The following is a 23,754-nucleotide window of genomic DNA, read 5'->3' as shown; positions in this document are numbered from 1 at the left end:
TTTAAGAAATTTCCTTTGTTATTGAATTTCTATCAACACCCAAGCTAATCAATTGTTTTTCTACTTCTTTTATCATTGATGGCGGACCACATATATAAAACTGTTTATCAAAATCAGTTACAATTGATTTTAAGAATTCTTCCGAAATCCTTCCAAATTGGTATCCTTCAATTTGCTCATCAGATAAAATATTGACAAATTTATCCCCAAGTAATTGTTCAAATTCGCTTTCCAAAATAATATCAGCTTTTGTTTTATTGGCAAACACCAGCATATTATTCCCAATTTCATTTCTTGCCTTCAGATTTCTAAAAATAGAAATAAATGGAGTAATACCAGCTCCGCCGGCTATAAAAACCCCTTCTCCCTTATAGGCAATAGCCCCAAAAACCTCATGCAATACCAACCCATCATCCTGTTTTAATTGTAACAACTCATTTGTGACCCCTTCATGTTCAGGATAGGTTTTAATGGTAAATTCTAAAGAATTGTCCGTTGGTAAATTGGTAAAAGTAAACGGTCTCTCTTCTCTTCGCCAGCCACTTTTATTTATAGCTAAGTTGGCAGCCTGTCCGGGCACAAAGTCAAATCCTGAAGGTTTGCTGGTAAGGATACGCAATACATCGTGTGTTACATTTTTTGTGGAAACTATATTTAGAATTTGATTTTTCATGGTGCATATTTGTAATTTCAGAATTGTTTATCAGTACTTGTGTTTAAATTTAAACTCATAAGTGATGTTAGTGCAAACATACTTACCACCATTCAGTAATGTCTTACACTATTTGAGAAAATTGTTTCATAAATCACGCTTTGGCTTTGATGCCGATTCACAAGAATAAGATTGTATTACCATTGAAATTGAACCATGAATAGAATTTTCTAATATTTAAAGGATAAAAAAAATCCACATCTATTCCTTTTTAATATTATTATATTTGCCTGCACTCAGATTATTTAACAAACTAATTTTTTCTAACTGAGTACTGAATCTTATAACCTTGGCAACTGCAATTAAAAATTATAACGGTTTTTAGAATAAAATAAAAACACTATCATTAAAAAATGAAAAAGAAGAACACACTATTTTCAATTCTAATCAGTAGCCTGGTCATTATCTCGAATCAGTCTATCGCACAAAGAATGGCCGCCGGCGGCCGACACTCCCTGACAATTTGCTCCGACAGCACTGTGGAGGCATGGGGATATAACGGTTATGGTCAATTGGGAAATGGGAATATCGTTGAACAGCATTCAGGAACGCAAATAATCGGATTAAAAAGTGTCGTACAGGTAGCCGGCGGATTATTTCATTCTCTTTTTGTAAAAAGTGATGGAACTGTTTGGAGTTGCGGAAGGAACCCATTAGGTCCACTAGGAGATGGAACAAACTCGAATAAAACCATTCCCGTGCAGGTGTTAGAGTTAACGGACATTATTCAGGCAGCCGGGGGTGGTGAGCACTCCCTCTTTTTAAAAAGTGACGGCACGGTATGGGCGTGTGGAAATAATTCTTCCGGACAACTGGGAGATGGCACAAACACAAATAAAAACACACCAGTTCAGGTCATTAACCTTATTGATATAGTTCAAGTGGCAGCAGGTGCGGAGTTTTCTCTTTTCCTAAAAAGCGACGGAACTGTTTGGGCATGTGGCCATAACGGTTACGGACAGTTTGGCAGTGGTACAAATTCTTCCAGCAAAGTTCCCGTGCTGATAAGCGGTTTATCAGACATCATTCAAATAACAGGAGGAGAATGGCATTCGCTTTTTGTAAAAAATGATGGGTCTGTTTTTTCAAGTGGCAGGAATCAGTTTGGACAATTGGGCGACGGCACAACAAGAGATAAAAATAAAGCAGAGCTTATACCAACCTTGACTGGCATCATTCAAGCAGAAGCAGGAGGCATACATTCTGTTTTCCTCAAAAATGATGGTTCTGTTTGGTCCTGTGGTCTAAACAGTGGTGGAAACAATGACGGTCAATTAGGCGATGGTACGGCTGTTGACAGACCTATCCCTGTTCAGGTAATTTCATCCTGGGGAGGAGGCAAGATAGTTAGAGCAGAAGCCACCAGAGAACATTCTCTATTTCTAAAATCTGATGGCGAACTTTGGGCCACCGGAAGAAATAATTATGGCCAGTTGGGTTATGGGGCATTTACAACCCTGAATTCATCTACCCCTGTACTATCAAAAACCGTATGCAATACTTTACAAACAACCATCAAAGAAACAAGGCTTAGTAAAAATGAGATACAATTGTTCCCAAATCCCGGCCATGGTGTAATCTATTTAGAAGCAACAAAAGATATTTCACATATTGAAATCGTTGACAAAATCGGAAAGAAGGTCTATTCACATGCCAATATTCACCAAAATAAATTCATTGAACTCAGTTTAGTCCACCTGCCGTCCGGAATTTATTTTTTAAAAATGATGGATTCAAATCTAAATCTATCCACTAAAAAATTGATGATCTTTTAAGTATTGAAATTCAGTATTGCCTATCACATTTTAAATAACTAGGATTAAATTGCCTACACGGACATTTCTTGAAAGCAAACAAGTATTTATGGATATACCTATTGTTTGCTGAATGAAATTGAAGGAAAAAAAAAAATGGAATATGGGATTTTGATAAATTAAAAAGCCCATATTAAAATATGGGCTTTTTCAATATGAGCACTTCTTAAATTATTTGTTCACAATAATTTCGGCACCTAATGCCTGAGCACCACTTCCACCAAGGAATCCTTTAGCAAAGACTGTGTATATTTTACCGGCTTCGAGGGTAATAGCGGGTAATACCAGTGCGACAGTAGAAGTTCCAGCCACCCGTACATCTAAATTGTAAGTACCTGCATCAAGCGGAGTAAAGGCAGTATACTCTTTAAACGCTTTGTTTCCAAAGACAACGGCTCCGCTGCTCGCAACAGCTACATCAACTGCAGGAGCATTGGGCGACAAGTGAATGAAGCGAACATGCGCTTTGCCTGCTGCAGGGGCAGTGAGATCATCGGCAAGGACAACTGCTGAAATTTTTGACACCGAATCTACCGCAAAAACAGAGTAACTGTTATCCTTCGCAAGCGTCAGATTTGCCTCTATTACAGTGGTAGAAGTTCCTGTAACATTTACTTTAATGTTTCGTGTACCTGACTCAACATTAAGGTATCCCGTATTATTAGGAAAATTTAGCGCCGAAGAGTTTTGCTTGCTATTATCTATTAGAAGATCAACGCCAGGAGCGTTTGGTGAGGCATGGGTAACTAAAACCTTTGCATAAGACTTGTCATCGTTAGATTCGTCTTCATTGCAAGAAGTAAAAAGAGTGATGGAAGCAAATAGAATTGTTGAAAGGAGGATTGAAATTTTGTTTTTCATGACTTTAAAATTTTAATATATTTAGTTAACAATAGCTATTCAAACGTCGTAACCCATATTTTGTTTAACTTTTTTATATTTTTGTTAAACAAAACTATTCTAGCCTGATTAAAAGGCTATTTAACTCCTAAAAATTTGTTTAGACCAATATTCTAAAAAAGATGACTCAATACATACAATAGTTGACAAGTAATTGAAAATCAGTCTAATAATATTCTACAGTTATTATCTACAGGATAAAATGAGTTTTAAAGGTTGATTTTTGTGTTTATCAACCCAGTGCCAGGTTTTTGTCAAAATAAGCTCTACGTGAAGCCAGTTTGTAGATTGGCTACATATTTATCCACTTTACTCAATCAGTCAGGGTGCGTTGACCTACCGAGGATGTACTATAAGTAAAAAGAACCGGGTAATTTCCTTGATTCCCATTAGGTTTGTCCGCACCGTGCGTTCAGAATTGCATAGCTGGGTTAACTTTAAAATTTAGAAGTCCAGAAGTTTTGTTGCATACAACAAGGGCAGTAAATTCACAGCGTCCTGTTACAGCCTGCGCAAATAAATAGCTTATGAAAAAGTATCTTATACTCTATTATTCCAAAACTAATAACAGTAAGTTCATTGCAGAAAGGCTGTCCGAAGAGCTTAAATGTGAGATGGAAATGATTGATTCCATGATTCACAACACAGGCCTCTTGTTCCTATTATCATTACTCAATATACCAATTCCAATCAATGTATCAAAAGAAAAAATACAGCAATATGAAGCAATTATAATTGTAGGTCCAATTTGGGGTGGACTTTTAATTGCACCGTTAAAAACTGTTATCAAAAAATGCATTGGACTAAATAAACCATTTCACTTTGCTCTAACGTGTGAAAGCAAAGAAAGTGATAAGGACAGCAAATATGGGTATAACACTGTTTTATTGAAAGCTAAAGCTTTGGGTGGAAATTTGGTAAAAAGCACCTCCGCATTCTCAACATCTTTGATAAGTGGTTACAATGAAAAGGATTACAACATTCATGTGAAAGCCAAATTCAGTGCAGACAATTTTAGTGAAGAGTTAAATAATAGATTAAATACTTTCGCAAGTAATATAAAAAATTCAGACTTCTCTAAATAAATGAATAGATGGTCAAGCTATTCAACTATGTATTTGAGCTATAAATAAATTTAATCAGGAATAATTTCCCAGAGGGCTATAGTTTATAGATTTGACAAAAGAGGATTAAGCTAAACTATCAAAAGGAACAACACAAACCACCATGATGACCGGAAAGCAAAAATGAATTTTGCCTCGGCAAATCCACATTACCTCACAAAAGTAGAGAAGAAAGGGGGAACTCAAGCAGAATTACATCAAGTAATTGAATGGTTAACCGGATATGATGAAAATAAATTAAAATCCCTCCTTGAAGAAAAAGTTACTTTTGAAACGTTCTTTAAAAACGTCGCGTTAAACCCGGACGCACATCTGATTACCGGGCTCGTCTGTGGCTATCGGGTTGAAGAAATCGAAAATCCGTTGACAGAAAAGGTAAGATTTTTGGAAAAGCTGGTTGATGAATTGGTGAAAGTACGTAGTATGGAATATAATATAAGGTATGGAATATATGAAGTAATATGTTTTCTTTGAAGAACTCAGTTTCTAAATAAACAAATAGAGTGCATAAACTTCCAGAAGAGAGAATAACAGAGCGATATATTGACTTCATTTTAATTTAATACAAGCAGATCCAAAAAATTTTTAGCTTTGGTCACTAATGTACCATTGTTGGTTTAATTATGCCGTATTTATAAACAAAAATGGTAACCATGGGTACAAAAATTATTTTAAAGACAAACATATATAACTAACAAAAAAATCTATAATTATGTCAGAGTTCAAAAAAACAATATCAGGAAATGGCATCGGGATCGGAGCTGCCCTTGGCGTGGCATTCGGAACAGCGTATGGAATTTATTCTAAAAATACAGCTTTGAGTATTGCCTTCGGTTTAGCAGTAGGTGTTGCCTTTGGAGCCATTTTTGATCTTGTAAAAAAAAGAAATTAACTCTTAGTAAGAGTTATCCATCCGTTTGACAAAGACAAATCGATTCATTTTACAAGTCAATCGAAACAATTTAAGAAATAGTTTTTACTTTTTCTTAATTTTGATATTATAAATATCAAAGAACTGCAAATGACTGCTAATGAAGTAATGAGTGAATTAAAAGCGTTTGGCGACGAACAAACAAAAAAGACTTACATCAGACATGGTGCCAGGGAGCCACTATTTGGGGTTAAAGTGGCAGACTTAAAAAAGATCCTTAAAAAAACCAAAAAGAACTATTCATTATCTCTGGAACTTTATGACACCGGCAATACAGATGCCATGTATCTGGCAGGACTGATGGCAGACGAAACCAGGATGACGGAAGAAAATTTAAACCAATGGATTGAAAACGCATATTGGTATTATTTAAGCGAGTACGCTGTTCCCTGGGTGACCGCAGAAACTAAATTTGGTTTTGAGTTGGGCCTGAAGTGGATTCGTTCGGATCAGGAAAGAATCGCATCTGGAGGGTGGTCTACCCTCTCCTCTTATGCTGGTTTGAATCCGGACGACAAACTGGACATTCCTGCCTACTCCAGATTACTAGATCAAGTTGCTGCCGAAATTCATAATGCAAATGGGCGGGTAAAATACGCCATGAATACATTTGTTATTGCTGTTGGGACATTTATTTCAGAACTGACAGAAAAAGCTAAAAAGATTGCAAAGAAAATAGGAATTGTGGAAGTGGATATGAATGGGACAACTTGCAAAGTACCATTAGCATCCGAATATCTCCAGAAGGTCATTGAGAAAGGCCAAGTAGGAAAGAAAAGAAAAACTGCCAGATGTTAAAATAAATTTTGCAAATAGTCAAAAATTAACTTGACTGGAATGATATTAAAAACACAGGATTAAAAATAAGTCCAAATAAAAAGTTGGAAAAAATATTTTTCCGTTAAAAAAATAGTATAAGATACTCCATTATGGTGGTGACAAATTTTACGCCATTTCCAATACTCACTACAGAGCGACTGATTTTAAGGCAGCTTGAAAATGCAGACGATGAAGATATTTTTTCCCACCGCTCAGACGACAGGGTAAATAAATATTTGGAGGATTACAGACATTCGAGCATAGCGCAAACGCAGGCATTTATCGAGCGCATTCAGAAAGGAGTCTTACAAAACAAAAATATCTTTTGGGTAATCACCCTACATCATACTAATAAATTTATTGGAACCATTTGTATATGGAATATTTTAACTAAAGAACACAAAGCGGAAATAGGATACACCCTTGACCCAAAGTTTCACAACATGGGCTATATGAGTGAGGCATTAGCCACAGTAATCGAATATGGATTCCAAACCATGAAATTAAAGATTATTGAAGCATTTACACATGAGGACAATAAGGCTTCTATTCGAATTTTGACAAAAAATAATTTTATGCCTGACTTTTCACTGGACTTTACAAATAAAAAAAATCGCGTAGGATTTACATTGAAAAATGAACCAACTTTCGGAGCGCCAAGCTAGTAAAGACTAAAATTACCAGACTTGAAAAAACTATAAAAGTCAGTGAGGCCCAAAAATGAATAGTTTAAAAATGCCAATGGAACCGGAATTGCATGGCTCGCGAATCCATGCTTGTTTATTGCGTGGTTTACCCTGTATAGGAACTTGAAGGTCTCCATGATATCAAGCCTGCTTCCCTCAATTTTCTCACTATCCTTCTTGCTATTTGGATCCACCATGGACAATGAAGGAGGAATTTCACATCCCATAATTTCCAATGGATGGGGTTACAAGCTTTAACTTGCTAGTTGTTCAACAATGTTTATTGGAAGTTTTTATCTGATGCCGAGACATAACTCAATAGCTAAATACTATAAATCGTTTCTCTCTGATTCTGAATAGAAGAAATAATTAATTTTAAAATCGAAAGCACAAACGAATTGCATTAAATATATCCCTACTACCAGCATATTGTTATATGTCTCTTTCATAAAAAAGCAAACAAACTAAAAAAAAGACAACTCAAACTAAAATCGCATAAAAGTAATCCGGCAATACTTTTTCCTTTCAAATTTGCAAAACCACCCAATAAAATACTTTAAAACAGTTTTAAAATTTAGAAATTCAGTAATATTGTAACGACAAATGGGGTCCGGAGACCATTTCAAAAGCGGGGCGTAACCGAAAAGCCAAATGAGTAGGAATTAAACAAAACGAATATGGAATTAGGGATTAACATGACAGCCATCGCTGTTGCAGTAGTGGCAAATTTTATTCTGGGGTTTCTATGGTACACCCCATTATTTGGAAAGGCCTGGGGAAAAGAAATGGGCTTTGACCCAAACATGAAACCGGATAATTCAGTAATGATTAAAGGCATGGCTTTTATGGTCATTGGAAATATCCTTTTTGCCTGGGTGTTTGCGCACAATATTGCGGCATGGAGTTTTGTACCCGGAATGAGCGAACAAGGAAACATGGCTAATGCCTTAAGTGCTGCCATCTTTACCTGGCTTGGATTTTATTTGCCGGGAGAACTGGGAGGTACAGTTTGGGAAAATAAGTCCTGGAAACTATTTGCCATCAATACAGGCTACCACCTTGCTTCCTTGTTGTTGGTTGCGTTTATTTTAACTTATTGGAAATAGAAAATTATATACCCTTTTGACGATAAATAGTTTTAATCATTGAAATTATTTGTCATAATATATTATCCACTTGTCAATTCTTCTTTAATGATTAAACCTGCTGGTTTGGAAAATGAGGAAGAATTGACTTAAGTGGAAGAGCACCTGATAATATCCGCTTATAGACTCTCAAAAATAGGTCCCTGAACCTACTAAACCAATAAAACATGTTCACCATCCAGATGAATTTGGCTTGGCATTTAGGCTGGAATCCGCGAAGAAGAAAAAAGTTGCTAAAGTTTGTCATATAAAGCAATAACGATTCATCCTCAATTTTAGACAATTGAAACATCATTTTCTACAACCTATTCTAATCCCAGAATAAGACTTAAAAAATCAAATACCTTTGCAGAATGGCCATAAAAAGGTACAGCAAGCAGGAACCAATTGTATTCCTTTGGGTGATGTTTCCCTACATCATTTTCATGAACCTCCTGATATTTGGCACTTGTATATTGTCTTCTTTTGGATTGTTTTTGACCAGCTTCCTGTATAGTACGGTTTACTTTTTTGGAATCTATGCAATCTTTGGAACAGTTGCAGTTAGAATTCAAAGTCAATTTCCAGCTGCCGGAGATTTATTCAAAAGAATAAGTGTCTTACTGCCATTTTTCTATTTAATGAACATCGGTGCGGTAAAAGGAGCGTTTATTCTATTTGAGAAGACCAACCTATTTGCATGCAAGCCCATTCCCTATATGATTTGGTACACCATCCTGTATGGTTGCGTCTGGAGTACTGTGATCACATTTATAAATGAAGGAATGGCTAATTGGGAACGCTGGAAAGATTCCTTGGCCGAAAAAGAAAAACTCAAAAACGCTTACCAACGTAGCAGATTGTTTGGCTTAAAAGGCCAGATCAATCCGCATTTTCTATTCAATTGTTTTAATTCGCTATCGGGATTGATACATGAAAACGAAGCAGAAGCCGAGAGGTTTCTGGATGAAATGACGAAAGTTCACCGTTACTTACTCAGGAGTGATGATGAGTATTTGGTGCCCGTAGAAGAGGAATTAAAATTTGCCCAATCATATTTATATCTTACCAAAGCAAGATTCGGCATGGCTATAAATACCAGTTTCAATTTGACAAATAAATCAAAAGGATTGTTGGTTCCTCCATTGAGCATGCAGGTTATATTGGAAAACATAATCTACACGAACGCACTTCATAAAAAGGAACCCCTAACCATTCAAATTAATTTTCACGATGACAAGGAACTGATCATTACGCATACCGTACATGAAAAGACCATTTTGAGTAATTTGAATCATGATGAGGGTCTGCAGAATCTAATCAACAAATATAAACTGTTGAATGAAGAAACCATAAAGATCACAGACGAAGGGCTGCATCGCACCATTGTATTGCCATTATTCCAAAAAAATATTTTGGTATGATAAGACTCCCAAAAGTACCGCAATACCAGGTTACTGGCTTTTGGCTCTCTATGCCTTTTATTGTATTTTGTTTGAGCTACATAATGTATGAGGATAGATTATTTCATGAGTGGAAAATATGGTTGGTAAGCTATCCGATAATATACCTCATAGGATATGCTTCCTGGCGATCTCACTCTGTATATGACTATTTCTTAAGAAGCAAGTATCCTTCCATAGATAAAACTTATAAAAGAGTATTGTATAAGTTGCCGGTTAATTTGCTTGTAATGACCCCATCGGTGTTACTTATTTTTTACTTTTTTGATTATTTCAAAATTATGGATTATCAAATCCATTCGGGAGATTTAAAATCCGGATATTTAGCCGGATTAACCGTCAATATTATTTTCGAATCCCTGTGGGAGGTGATTTATATTATTGACAAATACAAGGAAGTTACTGCAGAAAAAGAAACCATCGAACAATTAAGCCTACAGCAGGAATTCAATCAACTAAAAAGAAAAGTCAATCCACACTTCTTGTTCAACTGTTTCAATACACTGTCTTCCCTCATTTCGGATGATAAGGTACAAGCGGAAAAATTTCTGGACGAATTGAGCAAAGTGTATCGTTATTTACTCCGAAATAATGAAAGCGGCATGAGCACCTTAGAACAAGAAATACAATTCATAAAATCCTATTTCAAATTGCTAAAAACCAGATATGGAAGGGGAATTGAATTAAGCATAAACGTTCACCCAGGCTATATGGAACTACAAATACCCTCACTAAGCCTGCAACTTCTCCTGGAAAATGCTGTAAAACATAATGTGGTAAGCAAATCCAATCCAGTCCATGTGTCCATACAAACAACCGATGATGCAAGAATAGTCGTAGAAAATAATCTCAATAAAAAAATGAATACGCTTGAATCCACCGGAATAGGATTATCGAATATTAAAGAAAAGTATCGATTACTTAAGCAAGGCGAAGTGTCTATAGAAGAATTAGCCAACACCTTCAAAGTGACCATCCCGCTTATACAAACTAAAAGTGAAAACATTTCATCCATTTAAAATTACAATTTGGTAATCACTCACACCAATTCATACAATTAATATTATAGCCCTACAACCAACCAATTAATTTTGTACCAACATTTAAAAAGAAAATATAACATCATCCGACAAACCACAAAAAAATGAAGATATTTATTGTTGAAGACGAAGACCTGGCAGTAAAAAAATTAATTAAAACACTCCATTCAATAAATCCTGATCTTGAAATTACAGGAACAGCAGACAGTATTGCTTCATCGGTTCTTTGGCTTGAAGAGCATCCACATCCGGATCTGATATTAATGGATATTGAATTGTCTGATGGTCAAAGTTTTGAAATATTTAACCGGATTGAGGTAAAAAGCCCGGTCATCTTCACCACCAGTTATGATGAATATGCTTTAAAAGCCTTTAAAGTAAACAGCATAGACTATCTACTAAAACCAATCCAAAAGGAAGAATTAGAACTTGCACTGAGCAAATTTAAAAAGCTCAGAGGAGATCATCCAGACCCATCAGAATCTGTCATCAACATCAAACAATTGATGAATGAATTGCGACAAAATTCCCAACCCAAAGAATACAGAAAAAGGTTTCTGGTCAAGCATGCACAAAAATTAATATCAATTGACATCGAACAGATCAGATACTTTTACAGCGAAGACAGACTCAACTTCTTCAAAACCATGGATGATAAAAAGTATTTGGTTGACTATTCGATGGACGAAATAGAAGAAATGTTAGATCCAGACAAATTCTTTCGCATCAACCGAGCCTTTATAGTGGCTATTAAAAGTATTGACCAGATTAACGACTATTTTGGAAACAGACTGAAGCTTGTTTTAAACCCTGCCATTGACAAAGAAACCATTGTAAGCCGGGAGAAAGTCAGTGACTTTAAGGAGTGGATGGGTAAATGATTTTACAAAATAACTTCCTAAGCTCATCTTTTAAATAATCAATTCCTTCAAGATTCCCATCAAGTCGATGGATTCATTTAGTTACTACCCATCTGGCACTCTGGGAGAAAAATACTTAATTTTCGAAGGACAATTTAGATCCAGATTTAGATAATTTGTGAAAGGCAGTAGTCTACATTTCAATACGAACTTCCCTATTTAATTCATAAGAGAACCGCTCCTGTTATGATAAATTTTTGGATCACTCTAATTCTATCAAAATAAAAAACAAAACATCCTTCAACAAATCAGCAATGAATAAAGCAACTCATCATAAAATAATTACAACTCATACACAATCATCATACGCTAAGAAAGAGGCTGCTATAAATTTGCACCATCAAATACGAAATAGTTTTTTAAATCAAATTTTACATGGAAAATTCAACCTCTCAGATTTTAACACCGGATCAAAGGCTTCGTGTGTTTATCAGTTCAACGCTACAAGAGTTGGCAGAAGAACGTGCAGTTGTAAAAAAAGCAATTCAGGACATTCATTTAATCCCGGTCATGTTTGAACTGGGTGCCAGACCACATGCCCCAAGAAATTTATACCGCGAATATTTGGCACAAAGCCAGATATTTATCGGTATTTATTGGGATCGATATGGTTGGGTTGCACCGGAAGAAAAAATATCCGGACTGGAAGATGAATACAACCTATCCGGAAGTATGCCCAAACTAATTTATATTAAGAAAAGTGAAGGTCAGAGAGAGCCCAGACTAGCAGAATTATTGGACAGAATTCAAAAGGACGACAAGGTATCTTATAAAACATTCTCAGATCCTGCAGAATTAGGCAATCTGATTGTAAATGACCTGGCTGTTTTACTCACCGAGCGATTCAACCTAACCTTACATCATAAACTTAATGATTTAAAACTTATCCACACATTACCTGCTTCCCCAAATACGCTTATTGGAAGAGAACATTGCATGGAGCAAATGAAACACGTTCTCGAAAATCCTGAGACAAGAATGATCACACTTTTTGGACCTGGTGGTATTGGCAAGACCAGATTAGCCATTGAAGGGGCAAGGCAATCAGAAAATTTCTTTAAAGACGGAGTTGCATTTATTCCACTCGCACCTGTAAAGGATCCAATGCTGGTTGCAGAAACTATTTGTTACAATTTGGGCATTAAAGTTTCTGCAGGGAATACAATAGACAGCTTGAAACTATTTTTGCAAGACAAGGAGCTCCTGTTGGTACTCGATAATTTTGAACAAATTATTGAAGCCGCAACTGTAGTAAATGAATTACTCAACGCTGCTCCAAAAGTAAAAATCATTGTAACCAGTCGCGAACGTCTGTCCCTTTCTTACGAACAAGTATTTTTAGTACCCGCGTTAAAAGATGAAATATCCGAATACAGCGAAAATGATCCTAACCATTTGCCCCCCGCTGTAGAACTCTTTATAAAAAGAGCAAAAGCTGTTCAGCCAGAGTTTGATATGATGGATTCAAACAGAGAAACCATCTTTCAGATCTGCCACAGACTCGAAGGTTTACCCCTGGCTATAGAATTGGCAGCAGGCCAAATTAATATGCTTAGTCCGCAACTTCTGTTGCAAAAACTGAATCACAGACTGGATGTACTCAAAGGAAACTTTAGAGATATTCCGGACAGACAAAAGACTATTCGAAGGACCATAGAATGGAGTTTTGAATTATTGAATCCAACCGAACAAGAATTACTACTGCGAATGAGTTTGTTCAATGCAGGTTGCCTATTGCAAACGATTGAATCATTGGCATCTGATCTTAATGATGATGTATTTGGACTTGTGGATTCCTTACTGAATAAAAGTCTGATCACCAAACAGGATGAATCGATCAATGTCCGATTTCAAATGTTGGAAAGTGTCAGAGAATTTGCTCTTGAAAAACTAACTGAACAAAACAAGCTGAATAAGTTAAAACTGCAGCAGGCAGATTATTATATCGGATCACTGAAAGCGCTCAAACTTCAACAAAATAAAATTGATCAAACAGAAGCTCTGTCTTTACTAGAAAAAGAGCATCCCAATATCCGCCAAGTATTGGATTACCTCCTTGAACAAAATGAATTACAAAAACTAATTGAAATATCCTGGAACTTATGGCTGTTCTGGTGGGTCAACGCTCACACAAAAGAAGGATATGCGTGGTTGAAAAAGGCCTGGGAACAATATCAATTATGGAATTTACCACTGGATGAGAGAACATTCTCCTTACTGGTGACGAATGTAGGCATCATGTCATTCCTCCAAAGAGATTTCATTACCTATCAGGCCACATTATTAAAAAATCTTGAATTGATACAAAATCAAAAAGATGATGAATTGGTGGCAACAGCCTTACTGATTTCAGGGATTGTTTCTACCATTGTAAAGGAATATCAGCTGGCAGAACAACAACTTCAGATAAGTCTCCAGAAGTATAAGAAAATTGGATTGACTACCGGCATCAGCCTTGCGTTAAGTGGATTGGGCCGAAATTCCATTTATTTTGGAAATAAGACCGGAGAAGCAAAAGAATATTATCGTCAAAGCATTGCTTTGGCAAAAGAGGATCACAATGAGATTTCCGTGATCATATGTTTAAGCGGATTTGCATTGTGTGAGGTCATGGAAAAAAATGCGGATGCCAAGAATTATTTACGCGAAAGCATTTTGCTCAGCCAAAGTCTGCACTTCTACGAAGCATTGGCCTGGTCACTTGAAATTTGGGCACTGGTTTCCATTAATGAAAACAAATTTGATCATGCAGTAACTTTATTGGGTGCGGTCAATTATTTAAGAAATTCTACCCATATGCCTGTATGGGATGATCTGGAGGCAGTAATTGAGGATGCTAAGAACAAGGTGCATAGTCTCATGGATCCTAAAGAATTTGCTGCTTCCTGGGCAGAAGGGACCAAAATGAATATCGACAAAATGGTCAGCTTTGCCATGGAAAAATAAAATGGCAATAGGCCTAAATTCTGCAACTAATGGCAACGACATCGATGCCGTAAGATCAAGTAATTTTAATTCTACATTGCATGTCCACTTTAGAATCTGAATTCTTCCATACGAGGTAATCCATTCCTCGCCTTATTTGGATTTTTTAAAAAAAAATATCCGCCAAAAGTTCAATAAAATTAAGTCCACATACATCTTAAATTTCCTGATCACCGGATTTCAAACCCTAATAATTATCATCCCGCTAGATGATAAACATTTATCGGACATAAAGATCCACTATTAAAATGAATAGTAAATTTGCAGGATCATTCTTTAGATTAAATTGAAGAACCGAACATTCATCCAGTGAAAAATGAAATTATATCATCTAAAAATTAAAGATCATGAAAAATTTAACTTCCCCCACAATAGGGCATTTCGTTGCGGAGGACTATCGAACAGCAAGCGTTTTCGAAAAATATGGCATTGACTTTTGTTGTAAAGGAGGAAAGACGATTGAAGAAGTTTGCACACAAAAAAACATCTCCGCACAGGAACTAAGCAAAGAATTGAAGCTGGCTTGTAAAGTTCCGGGTAATAGCGCCATGAATTTTCAAAAATGGCCATTGGATTTATTGGCAGACTACATTGAGAAAAAACACCACCGGTATATTCTGCAGAACAGTCCGGCAATCATACAGTTTTTGGATAAACTGTGCAAAGTTCATGGCGGCAGACACCCTGAATTGTATGAAATCAACAAGGAATTCAATGAATCAGCTCTGGAGTTAAAGGCACACATGAAGAAAGAGGAAATGATACTTTTCCCATATGTGCGATCACTGGTATCTGTAAGAGTGAACCCTGATGAGCACATGAGTCCAGGCTTTGGAAATGTCCAAAACCCCATCCGAATGATGATGCAGGAACACGATGTCGAAGGAGAAAGATTTAGAAAAATGTCATTACTCAGCAATGGTTACACTGCACCGGAAGATGGTTGTACCACCTACAGGGTCTGCTATTCCATGTTGAAAGACTTTGAAAAGGACCTACACCTTCATATCCATTTGGAAAACAACATTCTGTTCCCTAAAGCCATCGAGCTGGAGAATGAATCTCATGCCTTGCATCTTCAACATTAAGGTTTATTAAAACTTTAAAGACGTAAGAAACTTATCAAAACACAAAATCCTATGAAAAAAGACGTAAAAGAAAGTTGGGCAGAACCCTATAAAATAAAGATGGTGGAATTGTTAAAAATGACCACCCCTGCTCAAAGGAAAAAAGCGCTAAAGGAAGCCGGTTTCAATACATTTTTACTAAAATCCGAGGACGTCTACATTGACTTGTTGACCGACAGCGGCACGTCTGCCATGAGTGACCGCCAATGGGCCGGCATGATGATGGGTGATGAAGCCTATGCCGGCAGTCGCAACTTTTTTCATTTGGAGGAGGTGGTGCGCGACGTGTACGGTTACAAATATTTAATTCCGACTCATCAAGGGCGGGGTGCTGAAAATATACTGTCCAAAATACTGATCAAAAAAGGCGACATCATCCCCGGAAACATGTATTTCACCACTACCCGCCTCCATCAGGAACTTGCCGGAGGTAAGTTTGAAGACATCATCATTGATGAGGCTCACGATGCTGAAAATGAGTTTCCATTCAAAGGAAATGTGGACCTCAACAAACTTGAGCGGCTCATCAAAAAATACGGTGCTGCCAAAATTCCCTATATCAGCATCGCTACCAGTGTAAACATGGCCGGCGGACAACCCATCAGTATTCGAAATTTAAAAGAGCTCAGAACCCTCACCAAGAAGCATAAGATAAAGATCATACACGACATGACCCGTGTGGCAGAAAATGCCTATTTCATTCAGCAAAGAGAGAAAGGTTACGCAAACAAGACAATTAAAGAGATTGTCAGGGAAATCTGCAATTTAACCGACGGCGCCACCATGAGCGCAAAAAAAGATGCACTCGTCAATATTGGCGGCTTTTTAGCAGTCAATGATTGGGATGTCTTTGAAGAAGCCAGGAACATGGTCGTCGTGTATGAGGGGCTGCACACTTATGGTGGGCTTGCAGGAAGAGATATGGAAGCCATGGCGATTGGGATCAGCGAGAGTGTAAGTGACGCACATATCCGAGCCAGGGTTGGTCAGGTTATTTATCTGGGCGAAAAAATGATGGAATATGGCATCCCTATTGTGAAGCCCATTGGTGGTCATGGCATTTTTGTAGATGCAAAAAAATTCCTCCCTCACATCCCTCAGGAGCAGTTTCCTGCACAGACACTGGCCGCTGAAATTTACCTGGACTCAGGAGTCCGCACCATGGAAAGGGGCATTGTCTCCGCCGGTCGTAAAGCCAATGGTGACAATTATTTTCCAAAACTGGAGTTGGTCAGATTTACCATTCCCCGACGGGTGTACACCCAGGCGCACATGGATGTCATTGCTGAATCCACCTGCCGGGTATATGAACAACGTCATAAAATCAAAGGGTTAAAAATGGTATACGAACCAAAATACCTAAGATTCTTCCAGGCGAAGTTTGAGAGGATGGAGTAGATGTTTTGAAAGGTATTTGAAAGCAAAATTTAATGTATAAATTTTATAATTCGTTGTAATGTCAGGGCTACGCCCTTTTATTTATTTTGTATTACAAGTTATGAAAATTGTAGGGCTAAAACCCCGTTTTATATTTATTTAAATGCAGATGACATTGTTCTGATATTTTCGTGATTTTGATGTCAGGGTTACACCCCTTTATTTTTATTTTACTTTCCTTGATATGAAGATTTAGGGGCTAACACCCCAATTTTTATTTATTGAAAATTTAGATTACGGAATCCTTAATTATATATTTTTACTTTCATAATTATTAAGATTTTGTGGTTAAAGTCCTATTTATCTGTTTGCCACAATTTCAGATGAAGTTGCTCTGGAATTTTCGCAGTTTAGATGTCAGGGCTAAGCCCCTCTATTTATATTTTTGCTTTTATAATTATGAAGATTTTAATCTAATGCCCCGTTCCTTATATTTGTTGAAATTTAAGGGGCGTTAGCCCCTACATCCTCGTAGCAAAATGTGTTGTGTGAATTGGAGGAGAGGCGTTAGCCATGACATCATTTCAATTCATAATATTCAAACAAATATTTTTCGTCATAATCAATATTAAATTTTTTCAAGAGTAACAAATATTCATCCCTGAACGGTTTCTTTTTATGATGTTCAGGTTGGTTTAAAATATATCTCACCACATTGTCAATATCTGATTTAGAATAAGAAAAAGCGCCATATCCTTTCTGCCATGCAAATATCCCTGGAATGTATTTTTTTTCATTAAGCCATTTCGATGATCCCGACTTGACCTGTTCCATGAGTTTCGAGGCCGACATTGTTGGATCCATTCCAACAAAAATGTGCGTATGATCTGGATTACAATAGATAGCATAGGTTTTACACTTGTGATTGGTCACGATACCACACATCACCTTTTCTAATTCCTCCCGAAAGGCTTCTTTGATAAGGTTTTGTCTCCCTTTAACAGTAAAAACAAATTGCATGTATAATTGGGTATAGGTGTTTGCCATAATATATTAAAGTGTAAGGGTTATTGCTTTTAATTCTTGTTCTCGTTACCAAATTTACGAAAATTTTGTAGTTAACACTTAAAATTTTTGTTTGTCTCAATTTTAGATGAAGTTGCTCTGGTATTTTAGTTGTTTTGATGTCAGGGCTACGCCCCTCTTACGAAGATTTTGGGGCTAACGCCCCTACATTAATATTTTCAATTTGTTCATTGGGATTCTTCATTTGCATAAGCAAACAAAACCTGAATTAAATATTTTTTGGAGTTTTAGGGTTTCCATATCTTGACTTTTAGTGTTTATTCATTCATCTATTAAAAATATGAAGATACCGGGGCTAACGCCCCTATTTTATTATTTTCAATTTGTTCATTAGGTTTCTTCACTTTCATCAGCAAACAAAATCTAATATAAATATTTTTTTGGAGTATTAGGGTTTCCATATCTTGACTTTTAGTGTTTATTCATTCATCAATCAAAAATACTAAGATTTTGTGGTTAATGCCTCATTTTATTTTTTGAAAATTCAAATGAAGGTCCCCTCTCATCTTCGTTGTTTGGATGTCAGGGCTACGCCCCTTTATTTTCATTTTCACTTTCCTAATTAGGAAGATTTTGGGGCTACCCCCCGTTTTATATTTTTTTAAATTCATATGACGTTGCTTTGATATTTTCGTAATTATGATGTCAGGGCTACGCCCCTCTATTTTTATTTTTGCTCTCCTAATTACCAAGATTTTGGGGCTAACGCCCCGCTTTTATTTTTTATCGAAAAATCGAGGGGCGTTAGCCCTGATATTTTCATAGCAAAATGTTTTTCGTAAATTAATGAGGGGCATTAGCCCTGATATTTTCATAGCAAAATGTTTTTCGTAAATTATTGAGGGGCGTTAGCCCTGATATTTTCATAGCAAAATGTTTTTCGTAAATTATTGAGGGGCATTAGCCCTGATATTTTAATAGCAAAATATTTTTCGTAAATTAATGAGGGGCGTTAGCCCTGATATTTTCATAGCAAAATGTTTTTCGTAAATTATTGAGGGGCGTTAGCCCTGATATTTTCATAGCAAAATGTTTTTCGTAAATTAATGAGGGGCATTAGCCCTGATATTTTCATAGCAAAATGTTTTTCGTAAATTATTGAGGGGCGTTAGCCCTGATATTTTCATAGCAAAATGTTTTTCGCAAATTATTGAGGGGCGTTAGCCCTGATATTTTCATAGCAAAATGTTTTTCGCAAATTATTGAGGGGCGTTAGCCCTGATATTTTCATGGCAAAATGTTTTTCGTAAATTAATGAGGGGCATTAGCCCTGATATTTTCATAGCAAAATGTTTTTCGTAAATTATTGAGGGGCGTTAGCCCTGATATTTTCATAGCAAAATGTTTTTCGTAAATTAATGAGGGGCGTTAGCCCTGATATTTTCATAGCAAAATGTTTTTCGTAAATTATTGAGGGGCGTTAGCCCTGATATTTTCATAGCAAAATGTTTTTCGCAAATTATTGAGGGGCGTTAGCCCTGATATTTTCATAGCAAAATGTTTTTCGTAAATTAATGAGGGGCGTTAGCCCTGATATTTTCATAGCAAAATGTTTTTCGTAAATTATTGAGGGCGTTAGCCCTGATATTTTCATAGCAAAATGTTTTTTGCAAATTATTGAGGGGCGTTAGCCCTGATATTTTCATAGCAAAATGTTTTTCGTAAATTAATGAGGGGCGTTAGCCCTGATATTTTCATAGCAAAATGTTTTTCGTAAATTAATGAGGGGCGTTAGCCCTGATATCTTTTAGATTTTATTGCCAGGGCTCCGCCCCTATCCTTATATTTTTACCATCTATATTATGAAGATTTTAAGGCTAACACTCCGTTTTTACCTTTGTAGCCAATCCTTGGTATTTATAAAAAGGGTAGCAAATAGGGTGGCAAAAATAAAAAATGCCTTGTAAATCTACATTTACAAGGCATTCCAGTGATCCCGTCAGGATTCGAACCTGAGACCCTCTGCTTAGAAGGCAGATGCTCTATCCAGCTGAGCTACGAGACCATTAACCTCCAAAAATTTTGGAGGCGCAAATATAAGATTTTTAACGAATTCAGGCTTAATTAATTTATCAATTTTAAGCTGGTGACCTTACCAGATTCATGATGCAACTGTACTAAAATCATGCCTTTTGGCATTTGGTTCCTTCGGATGCTAAATTGCTGACTTTGAACACTTTGAGACAATACACTTTGGCCATTCAAAGTGAATACCACAAAAGATTCTACCTTCTCCGCTGAACTGAATTTAATCGCAGCATCGTCCATAGAATAACTTACCAGGTTGGTCTTCGGGTCATCTGTGGCTACAGTGGATTTGATGGTGAAACTAAAAGTCTGAATGCAGGATCTGGCATCTGTTATCGTCAAACTGTACACTCCTGCCTTCAAATTTACAATCTGGCTTGATTTAAATCCATTACTCCAGTTGTATGCATATGGGGCTGTTCCACCTTGCACAACGATTCTGATGCTACCATTGGTGGTCCCGTTGTCGTTTACAATTACAGAATCTTTCAGACTGAGTGGTTCAGTAAAATAAAGTTCTACTAACAAGGTACTGTCGCACCCATATTGATTTGTCAGTTCGAAGGTATGGGTAGTTTTATTTTTATCAAAGAACACCCCATTGATGGTGCTGGTGGATTCATTACAAAGGGTATCGTAATAAAATTCTCTGGTGTCCCCATTGAAGTTTACGAGAACATTAATCAACGAATCACAACCCAAATAAGATTTTCCTTTCATGGTATCCGCGCCAAATGAATTGCCCTGATAATATGCTTTACCATTTATGGTCAGGGTATCCCCTATGCAGGCATCTTTGGTATAATTGGTCACAATGAGTGGACATTCATACAATCTCAGTGTCCAAAAATCCGGAGGCACGGTATTGGTAACCGGCAAATCATTATTGGTACTGAAACTGGTAGCCATAAAATAAGTATTTCCCATACCGTCTGTAGCCATAGAAGATGCAGTCTCCCCTTTAGTACCTCCGTAATGCTTGGCCCAAAGTACATTTCCGCTGGTGTCCAATTTCATCATGGCTACGTCTTTATCTCCGTAATTACCATCCAAATCTCCATCGTTTGAAAATGAAGTACATAACAAAAGAATATTGTTGTCTTGATCCAGGATTGCTTTTACTGCTTCATCATCCTTGGTTCCACCGAGTGGTTTTTTCCAAAGAATTTTACCATCGCTTTTAATTTTAACCATAATGATATCTTTTCCACCTTTGATGCTATCAATATCTCCTCCTTTCATGCTGGTGTTGATAAACAAAATGGCTGATCCGTCTTCAAAACCTACGGCATCTGCAAATAGATCATCCCCGGGTCCGCCTATGATTAAACTCAAGAGTTGATTGGAATTCCTGTTCAATTTTACACCAAAAACATCTTTCCCACCTTTGTTGGTCAAGCCGGTAAAATCACCTTCGTTACTGGAAGAGGTTTCTCCGAAAAGGAAAAAATTAGCCCCATCGGCCCTTAATATCTTTTTTACAAATTCATCTTTGGTTCCACCCAGATTTCTGCTTCTCACTACATTTCCTGCTTCGTCAATGGTGCCTACCAAGGCATCAAATCCGCCTTTATTGGCAGTCATATCCCTATCGGTGGATTTGGATGCGCCTGCAAATATGACCTTGCCAGGTTCCAGAAAATAGACATCATTGATCTGGTCGTTATTGGTTCCACCAAAATTCTTTTCCCAGACCTTCATGTTTTTCTTGGGATCATAGACCATGATCCAACCATCTAGCAAGCCGTGTATGTTGGCAATATCCCCACCTTTGCCATTGATGGTGCCGACCGTCATCAAATTACCACCCGGGAGATAGGCAAATGAATTCAGAAAATCGTTGGACGGAGAACCAAATGTTTTAATGTGCCTTAATACACCTTGAGGTGTAAAAACGCATATAGCTGCATCGTCAAGTCCCTTGTTTACAAGATTGGGTGAATTGGATTTGCCTACCGCAACGATCAAACTGTCTTCATATATGGCCATTTCATTACAATAATCGCCCTGACTGCCCCCGAAGATTTTATTCCAGATTTTGATTGGTTGTGAGAAACCGAAAATAGGAACACACAAAATCAACCCTAACACTACAAATTGTTTCATACTTTTATCAATTAAACAATGAAGTTACATAATTTGGATTGCATATCCAAAATTATTGCCAATAATTAATCCATGAAGGTGCAAATTGAAATCGGATGGGGGGAGGTCCTTAAAGAAGAGTTTGATAAAGAATATTTTATAAAAATTGTTGATTTTCTTAAACTGGAAAAATCAAGGGGCAAGGTTATTTTCCCTCCGGGGTCTTTGATCTTTAATGCATTTGATCTGTCCCCTTGGGACAAGACAAGGGTGGTTATTCTTGGTCAGGATCCATACCATGGCATTGGAGAAGCAATGGGATTGTGTTTTTCTGTTCCAAAAAGCATTAAAATTCCACCATCCCTAAAGAACATCTATAAAGAGATTCAAAGCGACCTAGGATTCCCCATCCCGGAACATGGAGATCTAAGTCCCTGGGCAAGGCAGGGCGTTCTGATGTTGAACGCCTCGCTTACTGTGGAAAAAGACCAAGCCAATTCACACAAAAACATAGGCTGGCACCAATTTACAGATCAGGTCATCCAAAAACTCAGCAGCCAAAAATCTTATCTGGTCTTTCTCCTATGGGGTAATTATGCGCGTTCAAAAAAGATACTCATCGATGAAACGAAACACCTTATTTTGGAAAGCCCACATCCTTCTCCTTTGGCTGGGGGTGGTTTTTTTGGTCAAAAGCATTTCTCGAAAACGAATCAATACCTCAAGGAACATGGGAAAATTCCGGTCAATTGGAAAATTTAAATTAGAAAAACATTGCATTTGTTCAGATTGTATATCTTTGGCTCATTAATTAACTAAACGATTATTTTTATGAAAGCCAAATTTTTAACCCTTTTCGTTTTCTTTGTATTGGGTTCCGTATGCGCACTTAAAGCTCAGGATTACAAGTCAGCCATTGGTGCCAGATTGGGATATCCTTTAAGTCTTTCTTACAAAACCTTCATCAGTGAGAAAGGAGCTATTGAGGGAATACTTGGATTCAGAGGTTACAGCTATTACAGCTGGATCACCGTTTCTGCATTGTATCAACACCATATGCCAATAAAGAGTGTAGATGGTTTGAATTGGTATGTTGGAGGAGGAGCCAGCGTTTTCTTCTGGAACTATGACAATGATTATTACCCAAACAACGATTATTCAAAGTTGTCTTTTGGTATCCTTGGCAATATTGGTCTGGATTATAAATTCAAAGACATTCCTTTGAACATCAGTGCTGACTGGATTCCTTCAGTAGGTTTTGGTGGAGATTTCTTGACCGGTTTCGGTGGATCTTATGGTGGATTAGCCGTTAGATATGTGTTGAAATAAATACTTGAAAAAATCTAAAAAAAAAGCTGTCTGATTTTCAGACAGCTTTTTTTTTGGGGGCAAAACCCATTATATGCATTAGAATTTCCATTCCAAGTCAAAGAATTTCAGCTTTAGCTGTTCCTTCACGTGTCTTGCTGTCGCAAGCCATTTCGCTTTGCGAAAACCGTTCAGTCATCTTCAAGGACAAACACTTTCTCGTAC

20 protein-coding genes and 1 tRNA gene are annotated in these 23,754 nt (G+C 37.0%); 15 read left to right on the top strand and 6 right to left on the bottom strand.

Going from position 1 to position 23,754, the window contains the following annotated elements:
• Position 1: 1 nt before the first annotated feature.
• Positions 2 to 673 (bottom strand): flavodoxin reductase, encoded by a 672-nt coding sequence (locus IPJ83_11155; protein MBK7881100.1) that lies wholly within the window; start codon positions 671 to 673, stop codon positions 2 to 4.
• A 392-nt stretch (positions 674 to 1,065) separates the two neighbouring features.
• Here IPJ83_11155 and IPJ83_11150 point away from each other — a divergent pair, with 392 nt between their 5' ends.
• Entirely contained in the window at positions 1,066 to 2,487 is a 1,422-nt protein-coding gene (locus tag IPJ83_11150) for a T9SS type A sorting domain-containing protein (GenBank protein MBK7881099.1), read from the top strand.
• Positions 2,488 to 2,697: 210 nt separating this feature from the next.
• Here the strand turns inward: IPJ83_11150 and IPJ83_11145 are convergent, their stop codons facing one another.
• Positions 2,698 to 3,387, bottom strand: coding sequence for a DUF4397 domain-containing protein (locus IPJ83_11145; protein ID MBK7881098.1), 690 nt, complete (start codon positions 3,385 to 3,387; stop codon positions 2,698 to 2,700).
• 566 nt (positions 3,388 to 3,953) lie between these two features.
• On the opposite strand from IPJ83_11145, the gene IPJ83_11140 reads away from it, so the two are divergent.
• From IPJ83_11140 to IPJ83_11120, 5 genes are all read left to right on the top strand, one after another.
• On the top strand, positions 3,954 to 4,511 hold the full coding sequence (locus IPJ83_11140) for a hypothetical protein (GenBank protein ID MBK7881097.1): 558 nt from the start codon (positions 3,954 to 3,956) through the stop codon (positions 4,509 to 4,511).
• A gap of 162 nt (positions 4,512 to 4,673) precedes the next feature.
• Entirely contained in the window at positions 4,674 to 5,024 is a 351-nt protein-coding gene (locus tag IPJ83_11135; protein MBK7881096.1) for a DUF2200 domain-containing protein, read from the top strand.
• Between the two features lie 238 nt (positions 5,025 to 5,262).
• On the top strand, positions 5,263 to 5,442 hold the full coding sequence (locus IPJ83_11130; protein MBK7881095.1) for a glycine zipper family protein: 180 nt from the start codon (positions 5,263 to 5,265) through the stop codon (positions 5,440 to 5,442).
• Positions 5,443 to 5,571: 129 nt separating this feature from the next.
• Positions 5,572 to 6,279 carry a DNA alkylation repair protein gene (locus tag IPJ83_11125; protein ID MBK7881094.1) on the top strand — a complete coding sequence of 236 codons (708 nt, stop codon included), beginning with the start codon at positions 5,572 to 5,574 and terminating at the stop codon, positions 6,277 to 6,279.
• A 131-nt stretch (positions 6,280 to 6,410) separates the two neighbouring features.
• The gene (locus tag IPJ83_11120; GenBank protein MBK7881093.1) at positions 6,411 to 6,965 is read left to right on the top strand and encodes a GNAT family N-acetyltransferase; all 555 of its coding nucleotides are present in this window, start codon (positions 6,411 to 6,413) and stop codon (positions 6,963 to 6,965) included.
• Here the strand turns inward: IPJ83_11120 and IPJ83_11115 are convergent.
• Positions 6,962 to 7,213 (bottom strand): hypothetical protein, encoded by a 252-nt coding sequence (locus IPJ83_11115; GenBank protein ID MBK7881092.1) that lies wholly within the window; start codon positions 7,211 to 7,213, stop codon positions 6,962 to 6,964. The two genes, IPJ83_11120 and IPJ83_11115, sit on opposite strands and share 4 nt — an antisense overlap.
• Positions 7,214 to 7,663: 450 nt before the next feature.
• Here IPJ83_11115 and IPJ83_11110 point away from each other — a divergent pair, with 450 nt between their 5' ends.
• The 7 genes from IPJ83_11110 (at position 7,664) to IPJ83_11080 (ending at position 17,043) form a co-directional block, all read left to right on the top strand.
• Complete coding sequence (locus IPJ83_11110; protein MBK7881091.1) at positions 7,664 to 8,092, top strand: DUF1761 domain-containing protein; 429 nt, start codon at positions 7,664 to 7,666, stop codon at positions 8,090 to 8,092.
• 392 nt (positions 8,093 to 8,484) lie between these two features.
• Entirely contained in the window at positions 8,485 to 9,534 is a 1,050-nt protein-coding gene (locus IPJ83_11105; protein ID MBK7881090.1) for a histidine kinase, read from the top strand.
• Positions 9,531 to 10,592, top strand: a complete 1,062-nt coding sequence (locus tag IPJ83_11100; protein ID MBK7881089.1) for a histidine kinase — start codon at positions 9,531 to 9,533, stop codon at positions 10,590 to 10,592. Before IPJ83_11105 ends, IPJ83_11100 begins: the two co-directional genes overlap by 4 nt.
• Positions 10,593 to 10,717: 125 nt before the next feature.
• Positions 10,718 to 11,494, top strand: a complete 777-nt coding sequence (locus IPJ83_11095) for a response regulator transcription factor (protein ID MBK7881088.1) — start codon at positions 10,718 to 10,720, stop codon at positions 11,492 to 11,494.
• A gap of 414 nt (positions 11,495 to 11,908) precedes the next feature.
• Positions 11,909 to 14,479, top strand: a complete 2,571-nt coding sequence (locus tag IPJ83_11090; GenBank protein MBK7881087.1) for a DUF4062 domain-containing protein — start codon at positions 11,909 to 11,911, stop codon at positions 14,477 to 14,479.
• A gap of 386 nt (positions 14,480 to 14,865) precedes the next feature.
• A complete protein-coding gene (gene ric, locus IPJ83_11085) occupies positions 14,866 to 15,606 on the top strand; it encodes an iron-sulfur cluster repair di-iron protein (GenBank protein MBK7881086.1) in 741 nt (246 codons plus the stop codon).
• A 51-nt stretch (positions 15,607 to 15,657) separates the two neighbouring features.
• Positions 15,658 to 17,043 carry a tyrosine phenol-lyase gene (locus tag IPJ83_11080; protein ID MBK7881085.1) on the top strand — a complete coding sequence of 462 codons (1,386 nt, stop codon included), beginning with the start codon at positions 15,658 to 15,660 and terminating at the stop codon, positions 17,041 to 17,043.
• A 558-nt stretch (positions 17,044 to 17,601) separates the two neighbouring features.
• Here IPJ83_11080 and tnpA read toward each other — a convergent pair.
• The 3 genes from tnpA to IPJ83_11065 all read right to left on the bottom strand — a co-directional run bounded on the left by tnpA (position 17,602) and on the right by IPJ83_11065 (position 22,242).
• Complete coding sequence (gene tnpA, locus IPJ83_11075; protein ID MBK7881084.1) at positions 17,602 to 18,069, bottom strand: IS200/IS605 family transposase; 468 nt, start codon at positions 18,067 to 18,069, stop codon at positions 17,602 to 17,604.
• 1,970 nt (positions 18,070 to 20,039) lie between these two features.
• Positions 20,040 to 20,113 (bottom strand) — tRNA-Arg (locus tag IPJ83_11070).
• 59 nt (positions 20,114 to 20,172) lie between these two features.
• Positions 20,173 to 22,242 carry a SprB repeat-containing protein gene (locus IPJ83_11065; GenBank protein ID MBK7881083.1) on the bottom strand — a complete coding sequence of 690 codons (2,070 nt, stop codon included), beginning with the start codon at positions 22,240 to 22,242 and terminating at the stop codon, positions 20,173 to 20,175.
• 72 nt (positions 22,243 to 22,314) lie between these two features.
• On the opposite strand from IPJ83_11065, the gene ung reads away from it, so the two are divergent.
• Positions 22,315 to 22,983, top strand: coding sequence for a uracil-DNA glycosylase (gene ung / locus IPJ83_11060; GenBank protein ID MBK7881082.1), 669 nt, complete (start codon positions 22,315 to 22,317; stop codon positions 22,981 to 22,983).
• A 69-nt stretch (positions 22,984 to 23,052) separates the two neighbouring features.
• Positions 23,053 to 23,550: a hypothetical protein gene (locus IPJ83_11055; protein MBK7881081.1), complete on the top strand. Its 498-nt coding sequence runs from the start codon at positions 23,053 to 23,055 to the stop codon at positions 23,548 to 23,550.
• Positions 23,551 to 23,754: the final 204 nt, after the last annotated feature.

Origin of the sequence: Candidatus Vicinibacter proximus (genome assembly GCA_016713905.1) — a bacterium.
Taxonomy (GTDB): domain Bacteria; phylum Bacteroidota; class Bacteroidia; order Chitinophagales; family Saprospiraceae; genus Vicinibacter; species Vicinibacter proximus.
The sequence above is the reverse complement of the archived record's forward strand: the minus strand, read 5'-3'. Positions and strand labels throughout refer to the sequence as shown.